The sequence below is a fragment of the Burkholderia sp. LMU1-1-1.1 genome, assembly GCF_040675865.1.
Classification (GTDB): Bacteria; Pseudomonadota; Gammaproteobacteria; order Burkholderiales; family Burkholderiaceae_D; genus Rugamonas.
In genome coordinates, this window is record NZ_JBEGHG010000001.1 from 44977 (window position 1) to 62780 (window position 17804).

The 17804-nt window shown below is 63.0% G+C and carries 14 protein-coding genes; 6 read left to right on the forward strand and 8 right to left on the reverse strand.

The features are described from left to right. The first annotated feature begins 18 nt into the window (after positions 1-18). On the forward strand, positions 19-1380 hold the full coding sequence (locus MRBLMU1_RS00180) for a glycoside hydrolase family 88/105 protein (protein WP_363495228.1): 1362 nt from the start codon (positions 19-21) through the stop codon (positions 1378-1380). A 56-nt stretch (positions 1381-1436) separates the two neighbouring features. Here MRBLMU1_RS00180 and MRBLMU1_RS00185 read toward each other — a convergent pair whose 3' ends face one another. The 3 genes from MRBLMU1_RS00185 to MRBLMU1_RS00195 all read right to left on the reverse strand — a co-directional run bounded on the left by MRBLMU1_RS00185 (position 1437) and on the right by MRBLMU1_RS00195 (position 5010). Continuing rightward, a complete protein-coding gene (locus MRBLMU1_RS00185) occupies positions 1437-2393 on the reverse strand; it encodes a glycoside hydrolase family 43 protein (protein ID WP_363495231.1) in 957 nt (318 codons plus the stop codon). A 4-nt stretch (positions 2394-2397) separates the two neighbouring features. Beyond that, on the reverse strand, positions 2398-3651 hold the full coding sequence (locus MRBLMU1_RS00190; protein WP_363495234.1) for a rhamnogalacturonan acetylesterase: 1254 nt from the start codon (positions 3649-3651) through the stop codon (positions 2398-2400). 135 nt (positions 3652-3786) lie between these two features. After that, entirely contained in the window at positions 3787-5010 is a 1224-nt protein-coding gene (locus MRBLMU1_RS00195; protein ID WP_363495237.1) for a DUF4861 domain-containing protein, read from the reverse strand. 338 nt (positions 5011-5348) lie between these two features. Between MRBLMU1_RS00195 and MRBLMU1_RS00200 the strand changes: the two genes are divergently transcribed. The 4 genes from MRBLMU1_RS00200 to MRBLMU1_RS00215 are packed head-to-tail and all read left to right on the forward strand — an operon-like array spanning position 5349 to position 9872. Next, complete coding sequence (locus tag MRBLMU1_RS00200; RefSeq protein WP_363495240.1) at positions 5349-7835, forward strand: cellulose binding domain-containing protein; 2487 nt, start codon at positions 5349-5351, stop codon at positions 7833-7835. 15 nt (positions 7836-7850) lie between these two features. After that, positions 7851-8453, forward strand: coding sequence for a PEP-CTERM sorting domain-containing protein (locus MRBLMU1_RS00205; protein WP_363495243.1), 603 nt, complete (start codon positions 7851-7853; stop codon positions 8451-8453). 22 nt (positions 8454-8475) lie between these two features. Continuing rightward, positions 8476-9399, forward strand: coding sequence for a glycoside hydrolase family 5 protein (locus tag MRBLMU1_RS00210; RefSeq protein ID WP_363495246.1), 924 nt, complete (start codon positions 8476-8478; stop codon positions 9397-9399). Then, on the forward strand, positions 9396-9872 hold the full coding sequence (locus MRBLMU1_RS00215) for a cellulase family glycosylhydrolase (RefSeq protein WP_363495249.1): 477 nt from the start codon (positions 9396-9398) through the stop codon (positions 9870-9872). The genes MRBLMU1_RS00210 and MRBLMU1_RS00215 overlap by 4 nt, the downstream gene beginning before the upstream one ends. A 14-nt stretch (positions 9873-9886) precedes the next feature. Here MRBLMU1_RS00215 and MRBLMU1_RS00220 read toward each other — a convergent pair whose 3' ends face one another. The 3 genes from MRBLMU1_RS00220 to cadR form a co-directional block, all read right to left on the reverse strand. Then, positions 9887-12256 carry an acyl-CoA dehydrogenase gene (locus MRBLMU1_RS00220; protein ID WP_363495252.1) on the reverse strand — a complete coding sequence of 790 codons (2370 nt, stop codon included), beginning with the start codon at positions 12254-12256 and terminating at the stop codon, positions 9887-9889. Between the two features lie 149 nt (positions 12257-12405). Next, a complete protein-coding gene (locus MRBLMU1_RS00225; RefSeq protein ID WP_363495255.1) occupies positions 12406-14175 on the reverse strand; it encodes a tetratricopeptide repeat protein in 1770 nt (589 codons plus the stop codon). Between the two features lie 46 nt (positions 14176-14221). Continuing rightward, positions 14222-14638, reverse strand: coding sequence for a Cd(II)/Pb(II)-responsive transcriptional regulator (cadR, locus tag MRBLMU1_RS00230; protein ID WP_363495258.1), 417 nt, complete (start codon positions 14636-14638; stop codon positions 14222-14224). A 62-nt stretch (positions 14639-14700) separates the two neighbouring features. Between cadR and MRBLMU1_RS00235 the strand changes: the two genes are divergently transcribed. Further along, complete coding sequence (locus MRBLMU1_RS00235; protein WP_363495261.1) at positions 14701-15393, forward strand: cation transporter; 693 nt, start codon at positions 14701-14703, stop codon at positions 15391-15393. Between the two features lie 95 nt (positions 15394-15488). Here the strand turns inward: MRBLMU1_RS00235 and MRBLMU1_RS00240 are convergent, their stop codons facing one another. Continuing rightward, positions 15489-16931: a pectate lyase family protein gene (locus MRBLMU1_RS00240; protein WP_363495264.1), complete on the reverse strand. Its 1443-nt coding sequence runs from the start codon at positions 16929-16931 to the stop codon at positions 15489-15491. A gap of 436 nt (positions 16932-17367) precedes the next feature. Continuing rightward, complete coding sequence (locus MRBLMU1_RS00245; protein ID WP_315219935.1) at positions 17368-17796, reverse strand: YybH family protein; 429 nt, start codon at positions 17794-17796, stop codon at positions 17368-17370. Positions 17797-17804 lie beyond the last annotated feature (8 nt).

Consider the following 17804-nt stretch of genomic DNA (forward strand, 5'->3'; position numbering starts at 1 on the left):
AACAACGAGACACATCATATGAAAGTTAAGCTTTTGCTGAAACGAACCGCCATCGCCGCCATGTTGCTGCCGCTGGCCTGCCAGGCCTGGGCCGAGACCAAGCCGGCCAACGACATGACCGCGCCGCTGCACCTGATGAAGGCCGACTATCCCACCCCATACGGCAATCCGTCGATCGATGACGTCAACAAGGTGCTGAACCGGGTGTTCACGTATCTGGACGCGGCCACGCCCGCGCAGGCGATCAACGCCAAGACAAAAAAGGAGATCACCGATTTCAGTCGGATGGACGACGACACCGTGCTGGCGCCTGGCGATTTTCGCCTGACCAGCTACGAGTGGGGCGTCACCTATGCCGGTATGCTGGCGGCGGGCGCCGCCACCGGCGACAAGCGTTACAAGGAATATGTGAACAAGCGTTTGACGCTGCTGGCCGATATGGCGCCGGCCACGCTGGCGCGCAAGAAGTCCAACCCGCAAAGCAAGTCGCCGGTGCGCAGTATGCTGGAGCCGCATGCGCTGGACGATATCGGCGCGGTGTGCGCGGCCATCGTCAAGGCCAAGCAGGAGGGGTTGCAGGCCGACGTCAAACCGCTGTTGGATAGCTGCATCACCTTCATCCGCACCAAGGAGCATCGGCTGAAGGACGGCACCCTGGGCCGCGTGCGTCCGCAGGTCGATACGCTGTGGCTGGACGATCTGTTCATGGCGGTTCCGGCGCTGGCGCAATTGGGCAAGCTGACCGGCGACGCGAGTTACTATGACGATGCGGTCAAACAGGTGGAGCAGTTCTCGAAGCGGATGTTCAATGAGCAGAAGGGCATCTACATGCACGGTTGGGTGCAGGGGATGGAGGTGCATCCTGAATTCCATTGGGCCCGAGCGAACGGCTGGGCGGTGATGACGCTGGTGGAGCTGCTCGATGTGCTGCCCAAGAGTCATCAGGGATATCCGATGGTGCTGAAGCAGTTGCGCGCGCATGTCAAGGGATTGGCGTCGTATCAGGACGGCACGGGTCTGTGGCATCAGCTGTTGGACCGGAACGATACATATCTGGAGACGTCGGCAACGGCGATCTATGCGTATTCGATGGCGCGGGCGATTAACAAGGGTTACATCGACAAGATGGCGTATGCGCCCGCCGTCATGCTGGCGTGGAACGCGGTGGCGACCAAGGTCAATGCAAAGGGGCAGGTGGAAGGGGTTTGCGTGGGGACGGGGATGGGATTCGATCCGGCGTTCTATGCTTATCGTCCGGTGAATGTGTATGCGGCGCATGGATACGGGCCGGTGCTGCTGGCGGGAGCGGAGGTGATCACGATGCTGAAGACGCACAAGTTCGAGATCAATGATAGTTCGTTGCAGTTGTTGGCGAAATAACGAGGGTTAGGCGGAACGCCGTAATCGGCCATGCATGCGGCACCGGGACGCATGCGTTAGCGCGGTTCGGATTTCAACTTGCCCAGCACTTCCCCGGGCACGGCGATCACCGTGCCATGGCGCAGCCGCAATGGCGTGCCTTCGTCGGGGAATTGCATCTTCGCCGTGACATCCTCCCATTTCACCATGTCGCGCGAGCGCATGGCGCCGTAATGCTTGGTGGTGTACGCGTCGTAGTAGAGGATGACGTCCTGGCCGATCTGGAGCGCAGTCGGACCTTCCACCCACAAGCCCGGCGGCGTGATCGGCGCACTTAGTTTTCCGAACGGCCCTCTCAAGTCCGGCGCCGACGCTATCTGCAGATATTTCTTCGGCGGGTTGCGCGTCTCATCCTTGACCATCAGGTAGTTCTTGCCGTTGGCGCGCACGAAGCTGGCGTCGATCACACTGAAACCCGGATCGTAGTACAGCTTCGTCGGCGCGTAGGTGACGAAGTCGCGCGTCGTCGTGTAGTACATGCGGTGGTTGTATTTTTCCTCCGACGAGCCGTCGGTCGCGGGGAATCGGCCAGGTATCGTTGAGGCCCAGAAGATCAGGAACTCGCCGCGCTTGTCGTCGTAGACGATCTCCGGCGCCCAGGCGTTCAGCGAGCCAGGTTCGTGCGCCATGATCGGCACCTGCTGCTGCGGCGACCAGTGGACCAGGTCCTTGGACGAGGCGTAGCCGATGTTGTTCTCGTTCCAGCCCGAGGTCCAGACCATGTGATAGGTGCCGTCCGGGCCGCGCGCGATGCAGGGATCGCGCATCAATTTGGAGTTGCCCACCTTCGGCGCCAGGAAGCTGCGGCCGCCGCCCAGCTTGTCCCATTTGTAGCCGTCGGCGCTGCCGGCGAAATGCAGACCATCCTCACCGTTGCCGGTGAAGTAGGCGAAGACGTAGGCGTCGGCCGCCTGGGACGCGAAGCTGGCGACCGCCAGCGTTAAGCCAACGGCCAGCTGCCGCGTGATTTTCATGCTATTAATTTGCCTCGTCGCCCAGCGGGCGTTCGTTGGTGAAGGTGGGACTGGCCGGGACAGAGAACGAAGCCACCGGGTCGGGATGAGATGGATCGAAATTGCCGTAGCCGTCCGCGATGAAGGCGGCGACCGGCAGGCCGCTCTGGCGCATGCCGGTCAGCACGGCCTGCGCCAGTTCGTAGCCGCCATAGTTGTTGTGGTGCGTGTTGTCGATGCGGCCCGGCTGCGGCTCGGCGAAGGCTTTCTTCGACAGCTCCGGGCCCAGCGCCTCGTAGAACGGTTTGCTCATCGCATTGAGGTCGATGAAGGCGACGCCCAGCTCTTTCGCGGATTCGCGCGCGGCGTCGGCGTAGTCCCGCAACGATGGCACGACCTTGCCGGCGGCGTCGAAATTACGACGCTCCATCGACGACACGATGACCGGAATACCGCCGTGCGCGCGGATGGCATCGACGTGGGCACGGATCTCGTCCTTGTAGGTGGTGAAAGGCCCACCTTTGTTTTCCTTGATCTGTTTTTGGTCGTTGTGACCGAACTGCATCAGGACCGTGTCGCCCGGCCGGATGGCGCTGACGACCTTGTCCAGCCGGCGGCGCGCCAGAGAATCGCGGTAGGTCTCGCCGGATTCGGCGTGGTTGGCGACCGCGATGCCCGGCTTGAGAAAGCGCGGCAGCATTTGTCCCCAGCTACTATACGGTTCGCCCGGCTGGTCGCAGACGGTGGAGTCGCCCAGCAGGAACAGCGTCGGCGCCTTGACGGGGACGATCTCGATCGCACTGATGGCCGGGTTGGCGCCGTTGATTTCCAAGGTCAGGCGCTTGTCCCAGTTCCAGGCTTCCTGCACGGTCTCGCGCGGCGCCTTCAGCTTGACGCCGCCGGCGGCGATGCCGTCGCCGGCCGGAATGCGGGGCGTGCGGACGTTGACGGTGAAGGTACGTTTGAGCGTGGCGCCCGGCGCGGTCGATACGTTCTCCAGCATCAGCCGGCGCAGTTCCGATTTGACGGTCGTATTCGACGCAGCGTCGCCGCCACCAAAGGTGATGGTGACGTTGTAGTTCCCTTCGGGCAGATCGACGGAAAAGAAAAAGGGTTTGTCGGCGGTAAGGTGCCCGGAGTGTGCAGCGACATTGCGCACCACGGCGCCCGGCTCGAAGCCGAAACCGCGCTTTTCGTCGTAGTCCATATCCGGCTGCACGGCGATGTAACCGGACGACGGCTTGCCGCCACCGAAAGCCAGCCGCCAGGTGTCTGTCACCGCCGCTGACTGGGCATGACCGGAGGCGGCCAACGCCAGAATAGAAAACCCTGCCAGCAGCGTCGCCGAGGAGAGACGGCTTGCCACTGGCAGGGAAGGAGTGCCCGGGTTAAAGTGCATTGCTTACTTACTTGTTCACTTGCTTGTGCCCAGCGTGACGCTGACCGGCGCGCGCAGGCGCGCGGCATGCGCCGCCACGTATTTCTGCCAGTCTTCAGTGGTGGCGAAGTCTCCGCCACGGGTCCAGCCGGAACCCACGTAGTAGCGCAATGGCTGGCCGGAGACGACCTTGGCCAGCATCAGCTGATTGAGCTTGTCTTCGGCGTAGCCTTTTTCATCGGCGGTCGGCACGATGATCGCGGTGCCGAAGGCGCCGTTCGATTTCTGCTCGACCCACTGCAGCATCGAGCGGTCGGCCGGCACGGTCGACGGCTTGACCACGGCTTCCTGGCCTTTGTCGGCTGGCGTTTTGTTCAGGCCCACGGCGGCGGTCAGCTGCTCCGGACCGGTAAAGGTGAAGGTGCTTTCGATCTGGTCGAAGTAGTGGCCGGCGTCGACCGTGAAGCGCTTGACTTCGGAAACCTTGGTGCCGGCGGCATCCCAGGCGTCGTAGTTCAATTCAAAGATCGCGCGTACCGGGCCGTTGGCGATGACCTTCCACTTGGCGTAGTTCACGCTGGTGAACAGGTTGCTGCCATCCCAGATGCCGGTGCCGCCAGCGCCGCGCGACTTGCCGACGTTGTACATGTCCATGCCTTCGCCTTCATCGTGGTGATAATGGTCGTGGCCCTTGTTGTACCAGCGGTCGACGATCGGATAGGCGACGCGCTTGTGCCAGATATCCATGCCGCTCGTGACCAGCACTTCCTTGCCGCTGCCTTCAGGCGCCGGCGCGGCCAGCGCGGGGCCGTAGGTACGGTGCGCGACCTTATCGTTCTCCCACGCGAAATCGTCCAGCCGTTCCTGGATGTAGCGGGCCGAGACCTTGCTCGGGAAGGGCGGCGCCATCGCTTCGATCTTCTCGACGGTGAAGGTGGCCTTCTTTTCACCGGCGGCGAAGTTATGCTGGAAAATCAGGTCACCATACGCGATGCCGACGTTCTTCGGGTCCTTGGCCTGTGGGGCGACGTTGGTGACCTGGTACGGTAGCACACGGCCGGCCGCGTCTTTCACTTCGATATGCTGCAGCAGCGCGCCTGGCAGCACGCGATTGACTTCGGTCCAGGGGATGGTGATCGTCTCCGACGGACGCGCCGCATCCAGATTGTGCGTGACGGTGACGGTCAAACGGTCGGCGGCGAAGCCCGCGCCGGCGGCGGCCAGTGCGGCAGGTACGAACAGGATGTGACGAAGGTTCATGTATTTACCAGTGTTAGTGACGACGTTATGAAAGCGGGTATTTCCGAGACTTTACCGCATCTTGCAAATTCGGCAAAGCACGAATGAAACCGTCCGCCGGCCGCCGTCATGTCCAGCTTATTTTGATTTTCGGTTGCGACGAGTATCGATATTGCGATTGATAGTGTCAACGGTTGACGCAATCTAATCATGTTTGTGACTAAAGCTAGTAAGAGTTCGTAAGCCAAATTTCGTTGTGCGCTCTGGTGATTTTCGTAATTGCGGCCGCCTTGACGAAATCGCAGAATGGTCAAACGCGCACCAGATGCGCGATAACTATAAATCTAAGAGAGACAAAAATGAGAATAAAGCCCGTTGTGGCGCTGCTCGCGGCAGCGCTGTCGATCCCGCTCGTCTCCACGGCGGAAAACTACCACTGGGACTCGGTCGCCATCGGCGGCGGGGGCTTCGTTACCGGGGTTGTCCCTAGCAAGCTTGAACGCGATGTCGTCTACGTCCGCACCGACGTAGGCGGCGCTTATCGCTGGGACGCCGGCAAATCGCGCTGGGCGTCGATGACCGACTGGATAGGCCAAAGCGATGTCGGCTTGCTGGGCATCGAGTCGCTCGCGGTCGATCCGCACAACGCCGCCAATGTCTACATGCTGGCGGGTACCAGCTATTTCAGCGGCGGCAAGACAGCCGTGCTGCGCTCCAGCGACTACGGCAAAACCTTTACCGTCACCGACGTCAGTACCCAGTTCAAATCCCACGGCAACGGCATGGGGCGGCAGAACGGCGAGAAGCTGCAGGTCGATCCCGGCTCTGGCAACGTGCTGTACGCCGGCACGCGCCGCGACGGCTTGTTCAAAAGCTCGGACTCCGGCGCCAGCTGGAGCCGTATGCCCGGCTTCGAGGTCACCAGCACGCCGAACGACAATGGCGTGAGCTTCGTGCTGCTCGACCCCACCAGCGTGGACGGCGGCCTGGCACAGCGCATGTTCGTGGGCGTGTCGCGCTTCGATTCGGCGGGCCCCAACCTGTACTTCAGCTATGACGCCGGCGAGACCTTCGTACCGGTCGAAGGCGGCCCCACCGGCCTGATGCCGCAGCGCGCGGTGCTGTCCCCCGAAGGCCTGCTGTACATCACCTACGCCAACGGCGCCGGCCCCCACCCGGGCACCGACGAACCGATGGACAACGGCCAGGTATGGGAATACGACGCCGTCGGCGGCAACTGGACCAACATCACGCCAACCGGCTTCGCGCGTCCATTCGGCGGCATCAGCATCGACCGCAACGACCCCAAACATCTGGTGGTCTCCACCATCAACACCTGGATGCCGCAGGGCGCCAACCAATACGGCGACCGTATTTTCACGTCGAGGGACGCCGGCCGCACCTGGACCGACGTCGTGGCGCGCGGCTTCGCGCTCGACCCCAAGGGCGCCAACTGGATCGCCGACACCTCTATTCATTGGGCCGGTTCGGTGGAAATCGATCCGTTCGACGGCAAGAAGGTGTGGGTGGTCTCCGGTAACGGCTTGTTCAAGACGAACGACATCGACGCCGCCACCACCACCTGGAATTTCGATGTGGCGGGGCTGGAGGAAACGGTGCCGTTCGATTTCCAGAGCATCCCGAACGGGCCGCTGGTCTCGGTGATCGGCGATTTCGATGGCTTCATCAACAGCGATCCGTCGCAATACGGTGTGCGCCATGCGCCGCAGACCGGCACCACCACCGGCCTGGCCATCGCCGCGCAGGACCCGCGCATCATGACGCGCGTCGGCAACGATATGTACTACACCACCAACAGCGGCTCCAGCTGGACCAAGTCGCCGGTGCTGAACGGCGCCAAGGGCTACATCGCGCTGTCGGCCGACGGTTTCGCCTTGCTGCATAGCCCCGCCGACTCGGCCATCAGCTATCGATCGACCAACTTCGGCGCCAGCTGGGCCGCCATCTCCGGGCTCACGGCCAGCAATGCGCGCCCGGTGGCCGATCCGGTCAATCCGTCGAAGTTCTACGCCTACGACAACGGCAAGCTGCTGGCCAGCGTCGACGGCGGCGCCTCGTTTGCCCTGAAAAGCACCCTGGCCTCGGGCGGCTCCAGGTTGATTCGTCCCGCGCCGGGGCGCGAGGGGGATCTGTGGGTCTGCCTGAATGGCAGCGGGCTGTCGCGCTCCACCGACTCCGGCGCCACCTTCACCAAGATCGCGACGGTGAACCAGTGCGACGCGGTCGGTTTCGGTAAAACTGCGCCGCAGGCCAGCTATCCAACCGTCTACCTTCACGGCACGGTGGGCAGCGTGCACGGCATGATGCGCTCGACCGACGCCGGCGCCACGTGGGTACGCGTCAACGACGCCGCCCACCAATACGGCGGACTGGCCAACGGCGGCATGGTGGCTGGCGATATGAACGTCTTCGGCCGGATTTACATGAGCACCGCGGGCCGGGGCATCGCCTACGGCACGCCCACGAACGGTGGCGAAGTGCTGGTGACGCCGGTGACCGCCGGCCCGCCGGTGGTCACGCCGCAGCCGGTCAACGAGTGCAGCTACGTGGTCACCGCATCCTGGTCGGGTGGCTACAACGCGGCCGTCCGCATCAAGAACAACCGCTCGACCGCCGTCAATGGCTGGGCCGTCAGCTGGACGTATACCGACAATTCAAGCGTCCAGGGATTCTGGAACGCCGACGTCACCGGCACGCCACCGACCTATACGGCCATGCCCAACCAGAGCTGGAACACCAACATCCAGCCTGGCGACACCGTCGAATTCGGAATGACGGTCAGCGGCGAGGCGATTCCCGTCGTAACCGGCGACGCTTGCAAATAACTAGAGATAAAGACTATGAAAAAAATACTGACTGGTTTCTTGACGGGTGCCGTCCTCACGCTGGCATCCCCGGCGCAAGCCGCCGTGGTGGACTTCGACGATGTAAGCGCCGGTGGCAAGCTGTCGACGCTTTCCAAATACAATCCGTACGATGGTCTGAGCTGGACCAACAGCTGGTTCCTGGGCGACACCGCCGTCAATGGCTACAGCAACGGGGCGCATTCGGGCACGCAGTTCGTCGCCAACGGCTTCGGTGTCAACAATCTGGGCATCAGCAGCGCCACGGCGTTCAATTTGAACGGCGCGTGGTTCGCCACGCCGGCCACCAACGGATCGAAGGCCACGTGGATCAACATCACCGCCTACGATGCCGCGAACCAGCTGATAGGCAGCACCGGCAATATCGCCATCAACGGCAACTACAGCTGGGTACAAGCCAGCTTCGCCAATGTATCCCGGTTGACCATCACACGCGACAAGGGCTGGTTCGTGATGGACGACCTGTCGATGTCCGCCATCGGCCCCGTACCGAGTCCCGTGCCGGAGCCGGGCAGCCTTTTGCTGCTGACGGCGGGATTGCTGATGACGGGTTTGGCGGCAAAGCGCAGCAAGTCCTAACCACGTAACCACGAAAGGCCACATGATGAAACCCTTGTTATCGTTGGTGCTATTCCTCCTCGCGCTGGGCGCGGGACCGCTCGCGCAGGCGCAAAGCTGCGGTAGTGGCGGCGGCGCGACCGTGTGCCTGACCGCGACCGGCACGCCGGACAATATCAAACTGAGTTGGACTGTCAGCGGCGCCGTCACCGGCATTCAGGTCTACCGCGATACCGACAGTGATACCAACGGCCGCAGCCGGGTGGCGATCCTGGCGGCATCGGCCACCACCTACACCGACACCACTCCGGTCCAGGGAACGCCTTATTGGTACTGGATCAAGTTCACCAACAGTGGCGGCACGTTCAATTCGGGCGCGGCGACGGCGGTGCGCTCCGGGGCGATGCGCAGCTTGACCAGCCTTCAGTTGTCCGCGCAGATGTCGCCGGGCTGGAATTTGGGGAACTCGCTGGAGGCGATCGGCGGCGAGACCGCCTGGGGCAATCCGCAGGCCAACCAGGCGCTGTTCAACGGCGTCAAGGCGGCGGGCTTCGAGAGCGTGCGGATTCCGGTGTCGTGGAGCCAGTATGCGGACTCCAACTACAACATCAGCGCCAGCTGGATGGCCCGCGTGAAGCAGGTCGTCGACTACGCGCGGAACGCCGGCCTGTATGTGATCATCAACGTCCACTGGGATGGCGGCTGGATGCAGCCTTCGTTCGCCCAGCAGGCGGCGGTGAACTCGCGTTTGAACAAGTTCTGGACCCAGATCGGCAATACCTTCAAAACCTACGACGACTATCTGCTGTTCGCCGGCACCAACGAGACCAATATCGAGGGGGTGTTCAGCGCGCCGACGGCGGAGAACTGCACGGTGCAGAAGAGTTTCATCCAGACCTTCGTCAATGCGGTTCGTGCCACCGGCGGCAATAACGCCCAGCGGCACCTGGTGGTGCAGGGTATTTGACCAATATTGATTACACCGTCGGTTGCAATGCGACGATGCCGTCCGATTCGGTGGCCAGCCGCTTGATGATGGAGGTGCATTACTACGATCCGTACAACTTCACGCTGAGCGAGAGCGATAACATCTGGCAGTGGGGCGCGAGCGCGACCAATCCGGCGGCCACCGAAACCTGGGCCAACGAGTCGTACACCGATGCGCAGTTCCAGAAGATGAAGACCAACTTCATCGATAAGGGCATACCGGTGATTCTGGGCGAGTATTCGGCCAACTTGCGCAGCAATGTCGATCCGACGGGTAAATATCGCAAGCTGTGGAATCAGTACATTACGCAGGCGGCGTTCAAGCGGGGCGTGGTGCCGATGTATTGGGACAGCGGCTTCACCGGCAACCACGCTTCGGGATTGTTCAACCGTTCGAACGGCACCCAGGCGTATCCCGATGTGGTCACCGGGATTATCAACGCCGCAAAGTGAATCGGCGACCTGAATCAGGCCTCCACGACGCTTTCCTTCGCCGACATGCGCCAGCGCTTGTCGGCGTCGGCGGCGGCGTTGAGGTCCTGAGGGAAGTCGTCCACGTGCACCGACAGGTCGGTGAACCGGGCGAAGTCCGATAGCGCGCGGCGTTCCTCCGGCGTCACCAAGCCCTTGGCCGCGGCCTGCGTGACCCATTGCTCGATCTCCGGCAGGCTTTGCGGCATGGCGTCGAGTTGACCGGCACGCACCGCCGGCTTGAGGCGGTGCTCGACCGCCTCCACCTGTGGCAGCAGGCCGAACGCCAGCTCGCCGCACGCCACCGGATCGCGCAGATCGTCGGCCAGGAAGCCGTCCGCCAGCAGCCGTTCGCGGCTTGCGCCGGCGGTTTGCATGGCGTTCGCCACGGCGCTGCCCAATTCATCGGACGGCGGCGAGTACGGAAGTCCGAACGGGAACGTCAGCAGACGCGCCAGAACGGCGGCGGGGCGGTTGGGGAAGTTTTCCAGCACGCCGTCCAACGCCAACTGCGCCTTGTGCAACGCGTCCTGCACCGACCAGTGGACATAGGGGGCGTCGGCTTCCTGCCGGCCGTCGTCCTCGTATCGCTTCAGCGTGGCGCTGACCAGGTACATCTGCGACAGCGCGTCGCCCAGGCGGCCGGAGATGCGCTCGCGGCGTTTCAGTTCCCCTCCCAGCACGAACATCGACACATCGGTCATCAGCGCGAACGCGGTGGACATGCGGCCGATGGCGCGATAGTAGCCGGCCATTTCTCCGGCCGCCTGCTCCGGCGCCGGCGCGGTGCCACCGCCGGTCAGTCCATACCATAGGCCGCGCGCGGCGTTGGCGCAGACGAAGCGCATGTGGCCAAAGAAGGCGGCGTCGAAATCGTACAGCGCCTTGCGATGGTCGCTGTCGGTGGTGGCGCTCATTTCCCGCAGCACGTAGGGATGCGAGCGGATCGCGCCCTGGCCGAAGATGATCAGGCAGCGCGTGAGGATGTTGGCGCCTTCCACCGTGATGGCGATCGGGATCTGCTGGTAGGCGCGGGCGAGGAAATTACTCGGTCCCATGCAGATGCCTTTGCCGCCCAGGATGTCCATGCCGTCGTTGACGACCGCGCGTCCACGCTCGGTGACATGATACTTGGCGATGGCCGAGATCACTGCCGGTTTTTCGCCCAGATCGACGGCCAGCGCCGACAGCTTGCGCGTGGCGTCCATCATGTACAGGTTGCCGCCCATGCGGGCCAGCGCCTCCTGCACGCCTTCGAACTTGCCGATCGGGGTTTTGAATTGGCGGCGGATCGCGCAATAGGCGCTGGTGCCGCGTACCGCCAGCTTGGCCGTGCCGACGCTTGCCGAAGGGAGCGAGATCGCGCGTCCGGCCGCCAGGCATTCCATCAGCATGCGCCAGCCCTTGCCGATCTGTCGCGGGCCGCCGATGATCCATTCCATCGGGATGAAGACGTTGTCGCCGCTGGTCGGGCCGTTCTGGAACACGGCGTTCAGCGGCCAGTGGCGGCGGCCGATCACTACGCCGGGATGGGTCGTGGGGATCAGCGCGCAGGTGATGCCGGTGCTCGATCCGGCCGGCAGCAGCCCATCCGGATCGACCACGCGGAAGGCCAGGCCCAGCAAGGTGGCGATCGGTCCCAAGGTGATGTAGCGCTTGTTCCAGGTGATGCGCAGGCCCAGCGTTTCGCGGCCCTCGAACTGGCCCATGCACACCACGCCGGTGTCCGGAATCGCGGCGGCGTCGGAGCCGGCGTAGGGGCTGGTCAGCGCGAAGCAGGGGATTTCGGTGCCGGCGGCCAGGCGCGGCAGATAGTAGTTCTTCTGCTCGTCGGTGCCGTAGTGCAGCAGCAGTTCGGCCGGGCCGAGCGAGTTCGGCACCATGACCTGCACCGCCAGCGCCGAGCACCGCGTCGACAGCTGCATCACCACCTGCGAATGCATGTAGGCGGAGAACGCCTTGCCGCCATATTCCTTCGGGATGATCATGCCGAGGAAACCCTTGTCGCGCGCGTATTGCCAGGCCGGGGCTGGAAGGCCTTGCCAGACTTGCGTCGCTTCCCAGTCATCGACCAGCTCGCACAGGTGGCGCACTTCGTGGTCCAGGAAGGATTGCTCCTCAGCCGTCAGCGTCGGGCGCGGCAGCTTCATGAATTTGTTCCAGTCGGGACGGCCTGAGAACAGGTCGGCGTCCCACCAGGTGGTGCCGGCTTCGAGGGCGTCGCGCTCGGTGTCCGACATGGCCGGCAGGATGCGCTTGAATAGCGCGAAGATATGCGGGGTGACCAGGCTGCGACGCAGCGCCGGCGTGGCGAGGATGATGGCGGGAACGCCAATCAGTATCGCGAGGAATAGAGAGAAGATCATATCGTGCTCCTTTATTATTGGAAGCACCATACTGCTCGCGAGGCTACATTACCGTGCGGTTACGCGCATAACTGTTATCTAAACTGTCATTGACCGCGGGCGGAGCTTGGCCGATTACGCTTCGCTAATCCGCCCTACGTGTATCCTCGTTATCTTTTGGTTGGGGTGGACATCAGGACTTTTTCCGGGTTGCCTGTATTGACGCTCTGGTTGTGCAGGTAGTTCTGGGCGGCGTCCAGGCCCGCGTTGTAGCGGACCGTGGCCATGACGCTCTGCGTGTCGATGGTCCATTCCTTGAACGGGGGTGCGGCCTGCTCGGTGCGCATCGCGGCAAGAATGTCGTCGCGGCTGGCGCCTGCGGCCAGCTTTTGTTGCCAGTTGCTTGCCCAGGTCGCGGTTTGGGGATCGAGCGTGTTGAACGTGAGGGTCTTTAGCAAGATCTTCGCCTGCGACGTGTTGCCCAGATAGGCGTGCGTCAACGCCGCGGATTTGGCGAAGGTGCCGACCTCGCGCGCGCTGTGCCAGGCGGTGAGCGCGCTCTCCAGCGCCGTTTCGCTCAATTCGGATCGTCCCAGCAATTCAGCGCGGAAGTAGGCGTGGGCGGCTTCCGCCGACTCCGGATTCAGTTCGCGCGCGTTGAGCAATTGGTGCTGCGCGGCCTGAAGGTAAGTCTGCATCGCCGTTCCCTGGTTCTGTTCGGCCAGCCGCAGGTTGGCGAGGCCGGACAGATACATGGCGTCGAAATTGACGGCATTTTTAGCGATGGCCTGCGTCAGCCATGGCAACGCTTCCTGCGGATTGCCGAAAGCGATGCGCGCCCGGCTCAAGGCCATCTGCGCGAAATCGTTCTTTGGAAACTTGCCGGCCTCGTTGGCGATCTTGTTGAGCAGCGCTTCGCCCGCCGGCCTGGCGGGACAGGATTTGACGGCCGCATCGAGCATGACGAAATCGCTGGCCGCTTCCGGCAGGGCGGTGAAGTTTACCGTGGCGGCCGGCAGATAGGGCACGTCCACCTGTAACACCTTGACGGATGTGCGGCGGTAGCGCCACATCTCAGTCCCCAACTGCGACGCTTTCAGATCGAAGGCGCCCTCGAACGCCGGCACAGCCTCCTTGCCCTGGTAGACCGAGTTCAGGTATTTGCTCAGGCGGCTGCGATTGTCTTCGGAAGCCAGCATGTAGTGCATCAATAGCCAGGACTTGGCCGCGAATTCCAGGCGCACGCCGGCCTCGCCGGCGTAATTCCTGGCGTTGGCGGTCTTTTGCGCGAGCACGTCGGTGTAGTCGAGGCTATAGCGATGGCCCTCGTCGAGGAAGTCGAGGTATTGCGCGATATTCAACGGCGTTTTGCCGACGATCATTTGCGCGTCGGTGAAGCGTACGCTGGCGAAGTATTGCGCGAATCCATCGATGAACGCGGCCGGCGAGCGGATGTCGGTGTGGCGATAGATAAAGTGGCGTGTATAGGCTTCGAAGATATAGGAAAGTCCCTCGTTCTGCGACGTTTCGCCCAGATGGAAGCCGAAGCCCTGCACGCCGGCGGCGCAGCTGCTGTACAGGCCGATGGCGTCGGCCGGCAACGAGGCGTCGATGCCGCTCAAGCCTTCGACACGGTCCTGATAGTACAAGGTGAGCTTTTGCTCGGCGCTGTTGGCCTTGCGGTACGGCTTGGTGTAACTACGCAGCAGGAAGTCGAGGCGCTCCAGATTGTTGAGCAGTTCGGTCGCCGCTTCCCGCTTGGTATCGGCGTAGACGACGAAGTGCTGGCTCTCGGCGCGGAACCATGGCGATGCTTTCTTGTAGTTGGCGATGGTGACACTCTGCGTCACTTGCGGCGCCTCGCTTTGTTGGGCGGCGGCGTGGGACATCGAGACGATGCCGAGCGCGGCAAGCGCTCCGGCACAAATGGCGTTGTACATGGTTGTCTGCGTAAATTTTTTCAGTACGATAACACAATCCATGTATCTATTTGCAACCATTTTTGCCAAGACATTGCAGGATCGCGCAATCTTTTGCCGTCAGCACTTCCGTGCACAGTCCCCGCAACCCGAGCAGTTGCTGTTCCAGGTCGCGCAGTTGCGCGATCCGGTCCGCCACCTCCACGATATGCCGGTCGAGCAGAGCGTTGACGGCGCCGCAACTTTGGTCCGGGTGATCCCGGAAGGTCAGCAGGCTGCGGATCTCGTCCAGCGCCATGTCCAGCGAGCGGCAGTGACGGATGAACCGCAGCCGCTCCAGATGCGTGCCGCGATACAGGCGGTAGTTGCCGTCCGAGCGCGCCGGCGCCGGCAGCAGCCCCTGGCGCTCGTAATAGCGGATCGCCTCGACCGTGTAGCCGGTATGGGCGGCCAGTTCGCCGATTTTCAGTTCGTCCTGTCGCATGGGTTTGACCTTGTAGTGACTTCAGGGTTTCTAATGGCGACTATACAGGGAAAGGAAAACTCATGTCCGACTGCTGCTCTGGAGGTTGCGCGCCGACGAAACCGGTGGCCGATCCGCGCTACCGCCGCATCTTGTGGATCGCGCTGGTGGTCAACACGCTGATGTTCGGCGTGGAGCTGGCCGGCGGCCTGGCCGGCAATTCCGTCGCGCTGCTGGCCGACGCCGTCGATTTTCTCGGCGACGCCGGCAACTACGCCTTGTCCCTGCTGGTGCTGGGCTCCACGCTGGCGTGGCGTTCGCGCGCGGCGCTGTTCAAGGGCGCGACGATGGGTGCGTACGGCATTTTTGTGCTCGGCAAGGCCGCGTGGCATATGGTGTCGGGTCCGGTGCCCGAGGCGGTGATGATGGGCAGCATAGGATTTGCCGCGCTGATCGCCAACGGCACGGTCGCGTTGCTGCTGTACGCGTACCGCGATGGCGACGCCAACATGCGCTCGGTGTGGCTGTGCACGCGCAACGACGCCATCGGCAACGTCGCCGTCATGCTGGCGGCGCTGGGCGTGTTCGGCACGCAAAGCGGCTGGCCCGACATCGGCGTCGCGTTGGTGATGGGCTGCCTGGCGCTGAGCGCGGCGCGCCAGGTGATCGGGCAGGCAAGGGCGGAAATGCAAAAGGGGCCGGAACCGAAAGCGCCATCGGAAATGGCGCAACGCCCGGAGACGATGACGATATCTGAAATACGTAGGGCGGATTAGGCGGAACGCCGTAATCGGCCATCCGTGAGCCGCTGGCGGCACATGCATGGCCGATTACGCTTCGCTAATCCGCCCTACGTGGTTTAGAACGGAGCTTAGTTCAGCTTGCCTGCGCCTGCCTTGGCCGGCACCGTCGTCTGCGCGGTCGCCGCCGTCTGCAAGCTGTAGGCATACGGAGGCGTCCACGTGTTCGCCGCGCTTGGCGCCGCGAACCCGCATTGTCCATCGATGGCGCTGGTGCCCGACCGGTCGCTGTTGAAAATATGTCCTGACGAGCGGAAACCAATGAAGCTCTTACCCTTGATGACCTTGCCGCAGAAGTCCTCGACCTTCAATCCTTCGATGGTGTAGTAGTTATTCTGCAGCAGCATGTTCGACTGGTAGCGCGCATCGCTGCCACCTTCGAACTTGATGTCCGGATTCTTGGTCGTGGTGCTGCCGGTGACGACGTTGTTAAACATGTGCACCTGGCCGAACCGGTTCAGCGGCAGGCGCGTGGTCGCGCCATTCCACCAATTGCCCGAGAACGTCACGTGCAGTCGGCCGGCGTCGCTCCAGGCGCGGCCGGAATCGCCGTTGCCCACCAGCGTGGTCTTGTGGTGGTTGGCGAACAGGCTGTTGGCGATGGTGACATAGTCGCTGCCGCGCACCACGTCAAGCGCGCCGTCGTGCCGGGTTTTGTAGGTGCCGGTCGCCATCGAATCGGGCGTGTCGCCGTCGCTGACGGTCAGGTGGTCGATGTAGACATTCTGCGCGCGTCCCAGCGTGATGCCGTCGGCGTAGGCGTTGGCCGAATCCTCGGGGTTGACGTCCCACGGCGTGTCGAGCACCAAGTTGCGGACGATGACGTTGCGGGTCCAGGTCGGATAGTCGTCTCCATCCTTGCCGTCGGCGATCCATTTCTTGAAGTCCGATTCCGGATCGCCGCCGGGCGCCAGCGCCAGCTCGCCGCCGATCAGCAGCGAGGTGCCGGTGATGCGCGCCGGCCGGCCTTGCGCGTCGTTGATACCCACCAGCGTCGTGTTCGACGGCAGGCTGATCGAGCCGCCGAACTTCTGGTCCGAGTAGCTGGTGTACTCGCGGAAGACGGTGTTGTTCTGGCTCCAGCGCAGATCGATATGGCCGATCACGCGGATGATCTTCGGCTCGTTGCCGGCCTGCTGGATGGCGGCAATCAACTGCTGGCCGTTGTAGACGGTATAGACGCGGTTGGCGCTGGCCGAACCGCCGCCCGTCACCACCACATTGCCCTTGCGAGACCAGGCATGCCAGCCGGCGGCCGGCGCGCTCTGGCGCTCGAAGGTGAGCACGCCGCCGGTCGGATCGGCCGACGCGAACTGCCAGGTCGGCAGCTTGGGCGCGGCCATGTAGCTGGCCGGATCGTGCTGGCCGTTCACCAGCACCGGGGCGGAATAATTGCGCACGCCGTACTGGGCGGTTTGCAGCGGCGTGCTGGCGCCGACCAGGGTGGCGGCGTCGATGGCGGCTTGCGCGGAGGTGGCCAACAGGATGCTGGCGGCGAGGACTGTGAGTTTCATGAGTGTCTCCAATGTGGAAGTAACGTGCGGCGTGCGTTCTTTTGCGAACGCTTCGTTTTCTGCTCGCGCTACGATCCGTACCCGCGTGTCGGTGCCTTGCCTGATGCAATGCGAGATCGATTTTCGATCGCGATTTTCGATCGAAAAACCGACACCAATATCGGCCGAAGGCGGTGGCGGTAGGCCACTGCGGGTCGCGACGGATATTTTCCAACTGGGTGGGTACGGACAAACATTCAGCATCCGGACAGCGATGGCTGAAACAGGCACCTTGCGTACCTGTCGCCGTTGCGAGGAGGGCGGTGGGCCGAGTTCGCGCAGGTCAGAGAACCGGCGCCGGCGAACCCTGAAGGGCGCGTATCGGCGTCGATGGATGAATACTAATCCCGAAGAAAGAAATTTGCAATGTTGGGTTTACGTTACACTCAACCGCGCCTCACTTCGGCTTGCGGGAAGACCAGTGCACGTGCGTGATCAGCCATTGCTCTCCCTGCTTTTCCAGCAGCGCCGTCTCGGTGCCGAACAGGTGCACGCTTTTGTTCTGGTATTTACCCGTGGTCTCGGTCTCCCGCATCACGACCGCCAGCTTGCCGTCGACCCGCTCGGTCTGCTTGAGCACCTTGCTGGACGTGGCCTTCGCGAACGCCATGTCCGCCGGCAGGTGGTGGCCGGCATACTCGTCGCGCGAGCGCTCGACGTGGCCGGACTCGTAGATCTGTATCGTTGAACTCAGCAAGGCGCCGGCCTGGTCGGCCTTGCCCGAGGCGAGCGCCTCGTGGAAGGCCGCCACCGTTTCGGCGGGCGTGGCCGCGAGCAGCGACAGGCTGATCGAGGAAAGGGCGATGAAGGAAGTGAATCGACGCATGCGGGCTC

What these genes read in the sequence shown, in the direction of transcription:
- MRBLMU1_RS00210 (WP_363495246.1), top strand. Translation starts at nt 8,476, where the DNA reads ATGATGAAACCCTTGTTATCGTTGGTGCTATTCCTCCTCGCGCTGGGC.
- MRBLMU1_RS00185 (WP_363495231.1), bottom strand. Translation starts at nt 2,393, where the DNA reads ATGAAAATCACGCGGCAGCTGGCCGTTGGCTTAACGCTGGCGGTCGCC.
- MRBLMU1_RS00220 (WP_363495252.1), bottom strand. Translation starts at nt 12,256, where the DNA reads ATGATCTTCTCTCTATTCCTCGCGATACTGATTGGCGTTCCCGCCATC.
- MRBLMU1_RS00235 (WP_363495261.1), top strand. Translation starts at nt 14,701, where the DNA reads ATGTCCGACTGCTGCTCTGGAGGTTGCGCGCCGACGAAACCGGTGGCC.
- MRBLMU1_RS00200 (WP_363495240.1), top strand. Translation starts at nt 5,349, where the DNA reads ATGAGAATAAAGCCCGTTGTGGCGCTGCTCGCGGCAGCGCTGTCGATC.
- MRBLMU1_RS00195 (WP_363495237.1), bottom strand. Translation starts at nt 5,010, where the DNA reads ATGAACCTTCGTCACATCCTGTTCGTACCTGCCGCACTGGCCGCCGCC.
- MRBLMU1_RS00245 (WP_315219935.1), bottom strand. Translation starts at nt 17,796, where the DNA reads ATGCGTCGATTCACTTCCTTCATCGCCCTTTCCTCGATCAGCCTGTCG.
- MRBLMU1_RS00240 (WP_363495264.1), bottom strand. Translation starts at nt 16,931, where the DNA reads ATGAAACTCACAGTCCTCGCCGCCAGCATCCTGTTGGCCACCTCCGCG.
- cadR (WP_363495258.1), bottom strand. Translation starts at nt 14,638, where the DNA reads ATGCGACAGGACGAACTGAAAATCGGCGAACTGGCCGCCCATACCGGC.
- MRBLMU1_RS00205 (WP_363495243.1), top strand. Translation starts at nt 7,851, where the DNA reads ATGAAAAAAATACTGACTGGTTTCTTGACGGGTGCCGTCCTCACGCTG.
- MRBLMU1_RS00225 (WP_363495255.1), bottom strand. Translation starts at nt 14,175, where the DNA reads ATGTACAACGCCATTTGTGCCGGAGCGCTTGCCGCGCTCGGCATCGTC.
- MRBLMU1_RS00180 (WP_363495228.1), top strand. Translation starts at nt 19, where the DNA reads ATGAAAGTTAAGCTTTTGCTGAAACGAACCGCCATCGCCGCCATGTTG.